The sequence below is a fragment of the Methylacidiphilum kamchatkense Kam1 genome (assembly GCF_007475525.1).
Classification (GTDB): Bacteria; Verrucomicrobiota; Verrucomicrobiia; order Methylacidiphilales; family Methylacidiphilaceae; genus Methylacidiphilum; species Methylacidiphilum kamchatkense.
Window position 1 is genome coordinate 398,278 of the sequence record NZ_CP037899.1, and the last position, 13,469, is coordinate 411,746.

General features: G+C 41.8%; 9 protein-coding genes and 1 pseudogene. 4 read left to right on the forward strand and 6 right to left on the reverse strand.

All coding sequences use genetic code 11. The annotated features are described in order from the left end of the window. Nucleotides 1-15: 15 nt before the first annotated feature. Complete coding sequence (locus kam1_RS01830; protein WP_039721901.1) at nt 16-723, reverse strand: class I SAM-dependent methyltransferase; 708 nt, start codon at nt 721-723, stop codon at nt 16-18. A gap of 26 nt (nt 724-749) precedes the next feature. Then, nucleotides 750-1,436: a response regulator gene (locus kam1_RS01835; RefSeq protein WP_039721900.1), complete on the reverse strand. Its 687-nt coding sequence runs from the start codon at nt 1,434-1,436 to the stop codon at nt 750-752. A 390-nt stretch (nt 1,437-1,826) separates the two neighbouring features. On the opposite strand from kam1_RS01835, the gene kam1_RS01840 reads away from it, so the two are divergent. The 4 genes and pseudogenes from kam1_RS01840 (at nt 1,827) to ftsH (ending at nt 6,597) form a co-directional block, all read left to right on the forward strand. Beyond that, a complete protein-coding gene (locus kam1_RS01840; RefSeq protein WP_039721899.1) occupies nt 1,827-2,381 on the forward strand; it encodes a UbiX family flavin prenyltransferase in 555 nt (184 codons plus the stop codon). Nucleotides 2,382-2,399: 18 nt separating this feature from the next. Then, the gene (locus tag kam1_RS01845; RefSeq protein ID WP_039721898.1) at nt 2,400-3,272 is read left to right on the forward strand and encodes a UbiA-like polyprenyltransferase; all 873 of its coding nucleotides are present in this window, start codon (nt 2,400-2,402) and stop codon (nt 3,270-3,272) included. After that, the gene (mqnE, locus tag kam1_RS01850; protein WP_039721897.1) at nt 3,259-4,470 is read left to right on the forward strand and encodes an aminofutalosine synthase MqnE; all 1,212 of its coding nucleotides are present in this window, start codon (nt 3,259-3,261) and stop codon (nt 4,468-4,470) included. The genes kam1_RS01845 and mqnE overlap by 14 nt, the downstream gene beginning before the upstream one ends. A gap of 64 nt (nt 4,471-4,534) precedes the next feature. Continuing rightward, nucleotides 4,535-6,597: pseudogene (gene ftsH, locus kam1_RS01855) on the forward strand (ATP-dependent zinc metalloprotease FtsH). A 287-nt stretch (nt 6,598-6,884) separates the two neighbouring features. On the opposite strand, the gene kam1_RS01860 reads toward ftsH, so the two are convergent. The 4 genes from kam1_RS01860 to hemL form a co-directional block, all read right to left on the reverse strand. Then, entirely contained in the window at nt 6,885-9,038 is a 2,154-nt protein-coding gene (locus tag kam1_RS01860) for a ligand-binding sensor domain-containing protein (RefSeq protein WP_039721895.1), read from the reverse strand. A gap of 153 nt (nt 9,039-9,191) precedes the next feature. Further along, complete coding sequence (locus kam1_RS01865) at nt 9,192-10,223, reverse strand: cytochrome-c peroxidase (protein WP_039721894.1); 1,032 nt, start codon at nt 10,221-10,223, stop codon at nt 9,192-9,194. Nucleotides 10,224-10,374: 151 nt separating this feature from the next. Further along, nucleotides 10,375-12,177, reverse strand: a complete 1,803-nt coding sequence (locus tag kam1_RS01870; RefSeq protein ID WP_039721893.1) for a SpoIVB peptidase S55 domain-containing protein — start codon at nt 12,175-12,177, stop codon at nt 10,375-10,377. Then, on the reverse strand, nt 12,174-13,460 hold the full coding sequence (gene hemL / locus kam1_RS01875; protein WP_039721892.1) for a glutamate-1-semialdehyde 2,1-aminomutase: 1,287 nt from the start codon (nt 13,458-13,460) through the stop codon (nt 12,174-12,176). Before hemL ends, kam1_RS01870 begins: the two co-directional genes overlap by 4 nt. Nucleotides 13,461-13,469: the final 9 nt, after the last annotated feature.

The following is a 13,469-nucleotide window of genomic DNA, read 5'->3' on the forward strand; positions in this document are numbered from 1 at the left end:
TCAAATCTTAGATTACTAGCGAGAAGGGACCGATATGGGCTTGAATTCAAGAAAATATTGATAGGGTAAAAAACGGAACTCTTTGTCAAGACGAAAGCCTGCATCCTGGAAGTCTTTAATGACCGCTTGAGCTGATAGTTTTATATGTCTTTTGAATCTTGCAGTGGCTGGGAAAAGACGTGGAGCATTAGGCTTGATGTCTATGACTACTATCTTTCCATTTTTTTTGAGTGCCGTAGCTAAGGCTTTGAGATAGCTGGGATTGTGAATATGATGATAGCTATTACAGAAAAAAATCAAATCCGCACGCTGCTTTTCAAGCCCAGGATTGTTTGTGGGCGATTTTCGGACTATAAGATTGTTTAATCCTTCCTTTTTTGCCCGTTTCTTTAAAAATCTCACCATCGATAATTCTCTATCCAAAGCTATGACTTTGCCTTGAGGACCAACAACGCGGGCAAATTTTACAGCAAAATATCCAGTGCCAGCTCCAATATCCACAACAGTTTGTCCAGGTTTTAATTGGAGTGCCTGGATAACAGTTTGTGGTTTTTGCCATTTGTCCCTAGAAGGGGCATCAAATTGTTCTGCCCATAAGGCAGGCTCTTTGAACCTATATTCTTCTTGTTCCCTATTCGAAGTGGTGGCGTAGCCAGATTTGAGGAAACCAAAAAATAAAAAGCAAAGTAGCACACAAGAAGATCGTAAAAAAAGAGAGTTCATAGAAAGTCTATGGATTATATATCCTCTTATTTGATCCCAAAAAACTCGGCTTGACACCAACTGACTGCATAATGGACAAGCTCTTCGGTCGATTTAATTTTCAATTTTTCCTTGATTGAACTCCTGTAGGATTCGACAGTTTTAATACTAATATGAAGCTGTTCGGCAATCTGTCTGATGCCAAGACCTTTGCCTATCAGTTGGAAAATTTCAAATTCCCTGTTGCTTAGAAGCTGAGTGGGGTTATTTATTGTTTTTTGGTTCTTAGAAGAGATATTAGAAATAATTTCGTTAGAAACCCTTGGACTGACCGCTATTTCTCCCCGGGACACTTTGTAAATGGCCTCGATCAGTTTTTCAACTCCTTCAGTTTTCATTACATATCCTCTTGCCCCTGCTTTCAAAGCCCTTTCTGCATAAATCATTTCATCATGCATCGAAAAAACAAGATTGGAAACATTGGGATAAGCAAATCGAATATCTCGGATCAATTCTAAACCATTTTTACCAGGCATCGAGAGGTTTATGATGGCTACATCGGGTAGTGTCTTGCCTATCTTTTCAAATCCATCGTAAGCATTGCTAGCTTCTCCGCAAACTATGATGTTCTTCTCTTTACTTAGCAATTGAGCAATTCCTTCCCGAACTATTGGATGATCATCAACAATGAATACTTTAATTTTCTCTGTTCGTGTCTTATTCTTGATTTCCATTATCTCCTCAGACAATAGAAGTTATTTTCAAATTCAGCTATTTTTTTTTTTGATGCTCTCCCTTCTTTGACCATGAAAGATTGATCAAAAAATTCTTCTATCCTTTTTAACCAAAGAAGGTTGCAACGTTGTTTGTTTTTGTTTTCATGAAACTAGACATACTATTAAGTATTTAAAGTAGTATAAATGCAACTATGTTATTACAGGAAAATGTGATGCAAAGTTCTTTTCTTTGATCTTAAAAACCCATACACTAATTCTCTTATACGGGAGTTTCTGCCTAACGACTTTTTTCTGCGGTTTTTTATATTGGAGTATAAGAAAAAGGGAACGCTGAATAAAAAATAACAGCCATTTTTGATTCGGATTGTGATAAACTTAAGGATTTAGATGAGAATTGTTATTGGAATCACAGGGGCTAGTGGGGCTATCTATGCTCAAAGATTACTCCATTTCCTAGCATCAACCGAACATGAAGTCCATGTTATCATAAGCAATCGTGGCAAACAGGTGATCGGTCTAGAATTAGGCAGAAATCTTGAAATTCCTAAAAAATTTGGCTTATACAGTGATAACACAATGGATGCTCCCTTTGTCAGTGGTTCATCCAGATTCGATGCGATGGTTATTATTCCCTGCTCAATGGGTACGGTTGGTCGTATTGCTCATGGAATTTCTAATTCAACGATTACACGCAGTGCAGACGTGTTCTTAAAAGAAAGAAGAAAGCTCATCTTGGTTATTCGAGAAACCCCACTCCATTTGATCCATCTTCGCAATCTTGCTGCTTTAACTGAGGCCGGCGCCTTAATCTTACCAGCCTGTCCCTCTTTTTATGGTCTTCCATCCAGCATCGAGGAGCTTGTTGATTCGGTCAACGCCAGGGTTTTAGATCATCTTGGTATAGAAAATTCTTTGTCAGTCCGCTGGAGAGAGCATTTCTAGAAATAAGGAGAGGGGCCTTTGAAAAGCTACTGGGTCAAGCTGAAAAATCTTCTTGAGCTTGTAAAGTTTTCTCACACCCTTTTTGCCCTGCCTTTTGCCTTGAGTTCCATGATAGTCGCAGCCTGGGGGTTGCCTTCCTTAAGGATTTTAATTGGTATTCTCTTCTGTATGATAGCCGCTAGGACAATGGCTATGGCCTTCAATCGTTATCTCGATTGGGAGTATGATAAACAAAATCCCAGAACCCAGAATAGATCAAAATTGGCGACCAAAAGACAAATCCTTATCTTAGGAATCATTTCGCTAGTAATTTTTGAAATCAGTGCAGCCTCGCTGAATTTCCTTTGTTTTGCCTTATCGCCTGTGGCTGCTTTTTTGATTGTATTCTATTCTTTTACAAAGCGGTTTAGTCCTTATTCTCATGCCGTACTTGGAGTCTGCCTTAGTCTTGCCCCTCTTGGAGCATGGGCTGCCGTCAAAGGCTCCTTTGCCAGCATGCTTCCGTTTTTGCTTTCTTTAGCTGTCTTTTTCTGGACTTTTGGTTTTGATATCATTTATGCTTTGCAGGATGTGGAATTTGATAGGCGCTTTGGTTTATATTCGTTGCCGGCTCAATTTGGAGAAGATTTATCATTGAAAATAGCGGCTCTTTTACATTTTCTGGCATGGATAGGATGGGCTTTTTTTGGATTCATCGGAGGACTGCGATGGCCTTATTGGATAGCCCTTGGGGTGGTTGCTTGTATTCTTGGGTCTGAACATGTGATGAGTAGAAAAAGAGAGCAAGCTAAAATAGAAAAAATATTTTTTGAACTCAATGCCTGGGTTAGCGTGTTTATTTTTATAGGAATCCTTCTTAGTATTGGAATACAAGGATATGGAAAACAATGAGAGAGACTATAGAAGATTGTTTGATCGGTCGATTCGCCTTGGGTTAACAGATCTCCTAGAGAAGGTTAATGAGGGACAGAGACTAAATTTTAAAGATGCCCTCCGTCTTTACCAATGCGAAGATCTCAATTTTTTAGGAGCAGTTGCTGATCGTGTTGCAAGAAAAAAGAATGGAGAGCGGGTCAGTTATATTCTGAACCGTTACTTGAACTATTCAAACATCTGCATTTTAAGCTGCCAATTCTGTGCCTTTTATAGGCGGGAAAACCAACCTGGATCCTTTACTGAATCAATAGAGCAACTTGTTAATGAAGCAGAAGAAGCAGCAGTCAAGGGTGCAACAGAAGTGCATTGTGTCGGTGGGCTGCATCCAAAACTTCCCTATTCCTATTACCTTGAGTTGGTCCGTGCCATTAAACAAAGAGTTCCTCAAATGATGATGAAAGCTTTCACGGCTGTCGAAATACGGCATTTAGCAAAAAGAATTGCCAAAAAGCCTATTGTGGAAGTCCTTCATGATCTAGCATCAGCAGGCCTGGATGCTTTGACAGGAGGCGGGGCTGAGATATTTGATGCAGAGGTACGCCGTCAAATCTGTTTAGGGAAGGAATCGGCTGAGGAATGGATGGAAGTTCATCGCCTTTGGCATAATCTAGGGAAAAAAAGTACGGCGACGATGCTTTTTGGTCATGTGGAAACATTCCCCCAACGTATCGATCATTTGTTTAGGCTTAGGGATCTACAAGAAGAAACGGGCGGATTCTGTGCCTTCATTCCTTTTGCCTTCGAACCAGCCAATACGAAACTGAGTCATATTCGAAAGACGTCCGGTGTAGATTTTTTGAAGACGATTGCGCTCAGTAGGCTTTGTTTGGATAACTTTGACCATATTACTGCCTACTGGATTAGTTCTGGCATGGCGATAGGAGAACTCGCTTTAAATTTTGGAGCGGATGATTTGCATGGCACAATCGAAAAAGAAAAAATATTCCACATGGCCGGAGCCAATACACCGCCAGGACAAACGGTTGACGCCCTAAAAAAGGCCATTGAAAACGCAGGCAAAATCCCCGTGCGTCGGGATACCTATTACCGTATCATCGAACCGATTTCTTTGCGAAACTCTGAAAACGGTTCATTCAATCCATCTAAAGACAAAGTCAAGAATAATCAGGAAATACTCCGGAAAATCCCTTAGCTTTTGTTTGCAAGAATTTGCTTGTAATGGTATTTTGTAATAAAAAAAAATTGTATATCTTCTTATGCCAAAATCATCGATGCCATTTCCAAAAATGAAAAAAAATACGTCCTCAAGAAGGAATGATCCATCGAAAAACGAACCCGGTGGAGAATCCAATTGGAAAGGGTTTCTTTTTTTTCTAGTATCCATTCTCTTTGTGGTCCTTGCGTATTATGTTAGTGTCAATCAGGGGCCAGGGATAGAACAGAAATCCCTTCCTCAATTAACACGACTTTTGGACCAAGGAAGGGTAAAGTCCTTAGTGTTTGTACGAGATACCTCTACCGGTCAGACTTTTCTGGAGGGAAGGTATACACGACCTGCAGGGCCAACAGAAAACGCTGAAATCATTGTCCCTTTTAGAACTGTTGTTGATTTAGAGTTTAACAGAGACTTAAAACAATTTCTTGCCTCTAAGGGCTTTCCTGAGATTGATGTCAAAGTCGTTCATAATTTTTGGGGACAGGCTTTTTTAAGTGTGCTGCCTTTTTTGCTCTTTATATTGGCTCTCTATTTTCTTTTTCGCCAACAGATCCGGATGGCTGGAAGAGGTGCTTTTAGTTTTGGAAAGAGTCGAGCCAGACTTTTAAGTGGTGGTAAAACAAAGGTCACTTTTAAAGATGTGGCTGGAGTCGAAGAGGCAAAAGAGGAGGTCCAGGAATTAGTAGAATTTCTTAAGGACCCCAAGAAGTTTCAAAAACTTGGGGGAAGAATTCCTAAAGGGGTTCTAATGGTAGGCCCTCCAGGAACAGGCAAGACCCTCTTAGCAAAAGCTATTGCAGGGGAAGCGGATGTTCCTTTTTTCAGTATCAGTGGTTCTGACTTCGTTGAAATGTTTGTGGGGGTTGGAGCTTCGCGAGTTCGTGATATGTTCGAGCAAGCCAGGCGTCATGCACCTTGTATTGTGTTCATTGATGAAATTGATGCCGTAGGTCGAGCCCGTGGCACTGGACTTGGAGGTGGGCATGATGAAAGGGAACAAACATTAAATGCCCTTCTTGTGGAGATGGATGGTATCGAATCGCAAGAAGGAGTCATTGTCATTGCGGCAACGAATAGAAAGGATGTTCTAGATCCTGCGTTGTTGCGGCCTGGAAGATTCGATAGGGAAGTGCGCGTCAATCTTCCTGACATTCGTGGACGGGAACAGATTCTTAGAGTGCATGCACAGAAAATTAAGCTTTCTAAGAGTGCAGATCTGACCGCTCTGGCAAGAGGAACTCCAGGATTTTCAGGAGCCGAACTGGCTAACTTAATCAATGAGGCGGCTCTTATTGCAGCTAAGAAAGGCAAAGAGAGCGTGGACCAGCCTGATTTAGAAGAAGCCAGAGATAAAGTTAGATGGGGAAAGGAGCGGAGGAGTCTTGCGATGAGTGAAGAAGAGCGTAAGACGACCGCTTATCATGAGGCCGGTCATGCCGTACTTAATGTCCTGTTGGAAAATACCGATCCTATCCATAAAGTTACCATCATTCCCAGAGGCCCGGCTCTTGGTGTGACAATGATGCTTCCGGCTTCTGATAAATACAATGCCCGAAAGAAAGAGGTCCTTGATGATCTTTGTGTGGCAATGGGAGGAAGAGTGGCTGAAGAGGTGTTTCTTGGAGATATTTCCAGTGGGGCCAGTGGGGACATTCGCCAAGCCACATGGTATGCTCGCAAGATGGTTTGTGAATGGGGAATGAGTGAAAAACTGGGGATGGTTCATTATTCCGATGATTCTTCAATGGTTTTTCTTGGGAGAGAGCTGGGAACTGCTAGGGGTATAGTGAAGCGACTGCACGTGCTATTGACCATGAAGTCCAACATTTTATTCAGACAGCTTACGAAAAGGCTAAAAGGATCATTCTTGAGCATAAAGACAAAGTAGAAGCATTAGCTCAAGCCCTTCTCGAATATGAGACACTCAATGCCGAGCAGGTGATTGAGATTGTTAAAACCGGGAAGATGACCAATCCGCCACCAAAGAATACACCCTCTTTGCCCTCTAACAATGTGGCTGAGTCGACGCAGAATCCTACGCGACAAGAAGAAGCAAGAAAAAATGATGGGCTTTTACCCGGTCTTGAAGGAGCTCCCGCTTGATTGTTGTTAGGGAAGGATGGTAGCTGAACTGATATCAGGACAGCGCACTATAGGAGCGTCCTGGCCACTCCTTATAGGGGAGGGAACAATCTCTTTTCTTTATTCATCGTCTGATAAATCCTTTCTTTGAGAAAGGATTTTCAAAAAACGGAGAGTTTTATGCCTTGTACGGATGAGGCTGCCTACTAAGCCCTTGGTTGTATCTTCATGGAGCTTCAGTCTTAAAGCGCTTCATGCCTTCTATCGAGAAAAAAGACGGTCATTCTCAACCCTGGATTTGTGAACTATTAATTGCTAATCAAAGCATTAGAAATGTTGCCACTTTCATCTTCGGCACGGATGAAGAGGATTTTCTTTTCAGCAGACAAGGGAATGAAAAACTCTTCCTTTTGAAAATCTAGAATGCCTTCTTTAGGATAGAGGGAGGTAAAATTTTTCCCATCTTCGGAGATTTCCACTGTTTTTAATCCGCTTCCTTCATCTGATACAGCAATGTTCACTCCACTTGTCGATTTATTTAGGATCCGAATCTTTGGCGGTGTGTTATCGACAAAAAATGGTCTACTTTCTAGAGTTGATGTCAAACCCATGCCTAAAGGATTATCCTTTTCGTCAGAAGCTTCAATTTTTAAGACGTAGAATCCATCAGGCCATCCAGTCGTATCCCAACTGAAAAGGCTTTCTTCCAAATCTTTAACTAGCAATGTCCATTGGCTAGAGGACTGAGGTCTAAAATAAATGCTGTATTTCAGGTTATCACCATCAGGGTCAATAGCTTTCCAAACGACTGTACGCAACCCTCGACTTTCCTTAAGTTGAAAACGAGCTGGCATGCCTTGGCTTTCAAAATCAGAAAGCTTCTCATCGTGAGAGAGGAGCTGATCAAGAGTTTTAGTTGGAGGCGGTGGGGGAGGCATGGTCAAACCGGTGTAAGAAATGCCCGAGGGAAGGATTTTTAGCAGTTCAATTTTAGGGGGAATATTGTCAGGAAGGCAAGCAATCTCCACGCGGCTGACTTTCGCATTTTTCCCAAGTCTTAATTCAAACTGCAAAAATCTCCCACTGGGACTTACACAATGATCAGCAACAAGCGGTTGCCAGTCATACCAACCAGCTTCCGTTCTATGTGTATTACCGGTTCTGGTAAGCACCTCTACATTCCCTTCTTTTTCCACTTTGATAGAACCCCATTTAGCCATTGAACCAGCGTCAATTGGCCATGAACGATAGACTGCTTCCCTTTCCCGTTGCGTTTCTTCCATCAAATAAATATGAACAGGATTGCTCGAAGCAATAAATAGCTGCCTACCAGATAAAGCAAAGGCATTATTTTGATTAGAACCTGTTTTTAGCAGTTTATCCATTTTCCCGTTGGAATCAATGGAGTAGATATAACCACCGGAATCCGAACCGATAAGAAGCCTATTTTGAAACCAAAGAATGTTGAAGACGAAATCCTTACTACTCCAAATTGGATAGGGAACGCCAGTCTTTTCTATTTTCCAGATTTCTGAAAGTCTCGGGGGAATTGTTGGTTTGATGGAGACAAGGGGCAATGTCTTTGAGCTGGGATATTCTTTAGCCTCCTCCATTTCTCCGCCACCTTCCATCCAACTGCCTTCTGGAAAAAACTGAGGGTTCTCCTGAGGCAATGGATTTTGTATCCTAGATGGTTTTTTCTTCCCAACTGCAGAAAAATAAACTGTGCCGTTATCTGCTGCTACAAGACTGTTAATTTCCTCCTTTTCAGGATCCACAAACAGAACCGATTTGCCTCCTGGAAAGATCTTATAAATAGCCCCTCTGTTTGCTGTCCCTGCAAGTAGCGTTCCTTCCGAATAAAAAAGCAAACAGCGAGCATGCGTCTCATTTAGAGTTGCATACACTTCTCCTTTTCCATCTGGAGTCAATTTATAAATTCTTCCTCCAGTCCCTGTCCCGACATACATGTTAGATTTGTCATCGAAAATAATACTCCAGATGTATTTTTCTTTTGGATCGAAAAAAACTTCGAACTGACCGTTCTGCTTGATTTTATAGATTTTACCGTCAGGGGAAGTCCCAACAAAAATTTCTCCTTTGTTGTTCATGGCTAAAGCCGAAATGTTGCCTTCAGGGAATTTGGCAACCAATTGATAGGAGCTATTTTTTTGTATTCGGAATAGTTTTCCTTCAGGAGATGTCCCGACTAGACAGGCATCCATACCATCAGCTAAAATTGACCAGGCTTGTTCAGCAGGAAGGCTGGCAATCTTTTCGATATAAGGTGAAGGAACAAGAGAGCCTTCAGCTTTTATCTCCACACTTTCTGAAATGCCTTGAGCAAAATCATTATAGCTATCTAAAACAATCCTTTGAGGATGAATTGCTCGTAATGTGCTTATAATGGTAAAAAAAACCAAAATGACAAGTGTTGGTGAGTGCTTAGAGAAAAAATTCATTTAAAAAGACACTTTTTTACATCTTTTTCCTTCCCAATCCTTTGCTCTTTATTCGGGCAAACTGCAAGAAGAACGAGTCGCTTTTTCAGCTACACACAAAAAATAGAACGGCAAGCGACCAAAGTTTTATTATATTTCAGTCGAGTTTTTTTGTTAAGGCATTGGCTTAGGAGTCTTCGCAGTGGAGGGCGGCAAATTAGGTAAGGTGATTTGCAATGGAGGTTCTGCAGCAAGGCTCCCTAAAAAACTAACAATTTTCTTCACTTCATCCTCACTTAGATTTTTTCCAAGCTGCACATACCCCATGGTCTTTACAGCCTCTTCTAAAGACCAGACACGCCCATTATTGAAATACGGAGCTGTTTTCGTAATGTTCCGTAAAGAGGGAACTTTAAAAACATATTTATCAGCAGGGTTTTTGGTGACTTCAAACCTCCCTAAATCCTGTAGCCATTCCACCTTGTGGACCAGTCCAAATTTTTGAAACATTCCTCCGCCAATATCTGTTCCATTATGACAAGTAATGCACCCAGTTTGGATGAATGTCTTCAGTCCTTCTTTTTCCTCAGGACTCAATGCAGAAAGATCGCCATCCATATACCGATCGAAGCGCGAGGGAGTTAAAAGGGTTCTTTCAAAAGCAGCGATTGCTTTTGCAACATTTTCAAAAGAGATTGGATCAGTGTCTTCAGGAAAAGCCTTATGAAACATCTCTTCATACTGTGGAATGCTCTTGAGTCTTTGTACGACTAGTTCTTTGGTTGAAGCCATCTCTTTGGGGTTAAGCATTGGTCCCATAGCTTGCTCTTCTACATCTTTAGCTCTTCCATCCCAAAATTGAGTAAATTCTAGGGCTGCATTTAAAACGGTTGGAGCATTGCGAGGACCGATCTGCCATTTATGACCAATGGATGTCGGAAGACCGTCCACTCCACTATTGGCCAAACTGTGACAAGAGTTGCAACTGATTTTACCGCTTTTCGAAAGGCGTGGATCGAAAAAGAGATAGCGGCCTAAATTGACTTTTTCAGGAGTTACTGGATTGGCAGGGTTATCAGCTACTTTTGGCAGAATCCCAAAAATAGGTTTCACTTTGTCTGGAGAGATATCCTGAGAAAAACCTGAGAAGGTGGTTAGCAAAGAAAAACACGCTATTGAGGAGAAAACTATTTTATACTTTTGCATCGCTGACCTCTTTTTTAATCCATTTTCGAAAAAAACGCTTCAACCAAAAACCCAAAGGAAACTGCTTAAATGCAAACTATTCAAGGCTTTATTATCTTTTGAGCGAACTGTCAAGCAATCAAAATGAAAAGATTTTAAAGAGAAATATTCTTCATTGGACTTCGACCTTAATGGTCTGATCGGCTAAAGCCATTCCTGGGAGTTCTATTTCAGTTTCAGTCAAAAGGAGCTCATTGTCCTGAATGGTTTTTCGTGAAATATTAGCGGTATTGGAGAGGAGTAACAAAGAAGGAGGTAAGGAAGGTAATTCATGGGCCCCACGAATTTCTCCTGGACTTTCAATAAACAATTGAATATAGAGGCAGTTGGTCTTGTGCCTTTGGTTTAAAGCATCGATGAGTTGGTGTACGTCAGTTACAGCCTGCATCTTTTTATCCAGTAGCAACTTATCCAAAATATTTCCAGAAATAACACGGATATTTAAAGGAGTAGAAGCACCGACCGTGGGTGGGATAGGCAAGGTGATGCTTCGAAAGAGTCTTTCTCCATATTTTTCTTTGAGTTCCAATTGTAGATGAATTTGTGCAGCAGGTTGATATTTCTGGTAGTCGGAATAGATCTTTTCGACCATCCACACTTTTTCCTTTTCGGAAGAGACGACCGACAGGTCTAAAGACTTAATTTTAGGCTCGATCCAAGGTTGCTCAAAAAGGAGGCTAAGGGGCTTGGTGATCTCCACGGTCGCATCGATAAGGTCGGTATCATGCCCAGAGTAAAACCCTCCTAAGGCAAGAGGGGGAAGATTTTCGAATTGGACTTTTCCTTCGACTTTCACTGCAAAAGTACGAGAGGAATTATCCGTAGAAGATAAAGCCTCAGCAAGGGCCAGATTAACGAGCATCGGTGAAAGTGACGGATGGGATATAAATCGGCCTTCTAGTGGCTTCATCGCTTTGTCGTTATGGATTCTGTTGACACTGTAAGAAGCCATTGTGGGAATTGGGCCTATTTTCCCTCCAATGGCTGAAAGCCTGTCTTCCAAGATTGTCCCAATAACATTCCCAATATTAGCCAACTTATAAGGGGTTTCATAGCTGGGTATGGTTGTAATGACTTCAGCCATCGCCATGGGCAGGTTACTTTTCCCAAAACCGAACATTGGATGACCAAAAGCCAATACATTCGTCCCATTTCTCCAAGTTAAGGTTCCTGTCCCACCGATGGAAATATCCCCTGTCATCATGACGGCTGAGACCGGAGCGCCAGGCTGTAAAGATTCAGGTTGCACCGAAGAAGCACTACTACTAGCACCTCCCGAAACAATCAAAAAAGGAAATTGTCCCCAACCAAACCGCTTGAGATATTGTTCGAAAAGATTTTGACTTATTCCACTAACTGTCAGAGGCACAGCCAACCAATCGGTTTTCTCTTTTAGCCTTCCACCAAATCGTTGAAGCCCTAAGAGATTCCAGTTCGATCGTTGATCCACAGAGAGGTATTGGGAAGGAGAGAGCTGATTTTGGTGTTCTAATTGTTCTACCTGAAACATATCTTCTATAGGAGTAAAGCCGCAGTGGCCATCTTTTTCGAAAGAGGCAATCCTTCGCGATAAAGCGCCCACAAGCTTCCCATCAACATAAAGAGGGCTACCACTCATTCCATGGACAGCTCCAATCACTGCGGTTTTGGGATCCACCAGTTTCGCAATGATTAAATCTAGTCCCGGACCAATGTAATTTTTTGCAATCCCAAGAATTTCTGTCTCCAAAGGCTCAATCTTCTCTCCCTGAAGAACGGTATAAGTAATCCCTCTCATCCCAGGTTTGAGTTTGTCTTTAGGATAATATTCAGTAGGACTGAGATTAGCAGCAGAAGCAGGGCAATTGGAAGTCGCTGCAGTAAATGGAACTAAAGGAATCAAAAAGAGCAAAGCCAAACGTAGCAGTACAGTCATAGCATCTGTTTTAAAGTATCATAAACTATCTTGAGCAGCTCATCAATGTCGCTTTCCGTATGGGCTGTACTCAAAAATGCAGTTTCAAAGGGAGAGGGGGGAATAAATATTCGTGAGGAAAGCAGAGCAGTAAAGAAAGAAGAAAATTTCTTTTTGTCTACTTGGTAGGCATCAGCCGCCGAGGTCACTTTTTTTGAAGTAAAGAAAAAGCTGAAAAGGGAGCCAAAACGATGGAATTGTAAAGGATAAGAAAGCTTTTTTTGAATCTCGAGCATTCCAGCTTCAAGTTGTTGTCCTAGGTTTTCCAAATACTGATAAGCATGGCCTTTTTGCAGTTCTTCGAGTTGTGCTATGCCAGAAGCCATAGCTAGAGGATTGCCACTCAATGTCCCAGCTTGATAAACCTTCCCCAAAGGGGACAAGCTATCCATGATTTCTTTTTTGCCACCAATAGCACCCACGGGTAATCCTCCCCCAATAATTTTTCCTAGTACGGTAAGATCAGGTTTGATTCCAAAAAGTGCCTGGGCTCCCCCATAAGATAACCTAAAGCCTGTGATTACCTCATCAAAAATAATAAGGGTACCATAGGCTCTAGCCTGAGTTTCAATAGATTCCAAAAACCCTTCCTTGGGAGGAATTAATCCACAGTTGGCTGGTACCGGTTCTAGAATAATCGCAGCGGTTTCGCGACCATATTTTTTAAATGCCGCAATCAGCTTTTCTTCATCATTCCAAGGAAGAATAATGGTCAGAGCAGAAAGAGAAGCAGGGATGCCCTCGCTATCAGGAATTCCTGTGGTAAGAGCTCCAGATCCAGCCTTTACTAACAAACTGTCGACATGCCCATGATAGCATCCCTCAAATTTCATAATCTTTTCCCTTCGACTGAATCCTCGTGCTAATCTAATAGCGGTCATACAGGCTTCTGTGCCGCTGTTCAAAAATCGAATTTTTTCGATCGAAGGCATGGCGGAGCGAATGAGCTGTGCGAGTCTAATTTCTAGAGGGCAATTTGCTCCAAAGCTTGTTCCATTTTGTAATGCTTCATTGATAGCTCGAACTACTGGAGAATAACAATGCCCATGAATTAATGCGCCCCATGAGCAAACGTAATCTGTATAACAGTTGGCATCGATGTCAAACAGTTTGGAACCTTTGGCCCTGCTTACATAAAAAGGATGTCTGCCTACTGATTGAAAGGAACGGACTGGAGAGTTTACCCCTCCGGGAAATAACTCTTGAGCCTGATTCCATAGTTTTTCAGAAAGAGAAAAGACCATATTTTGTTC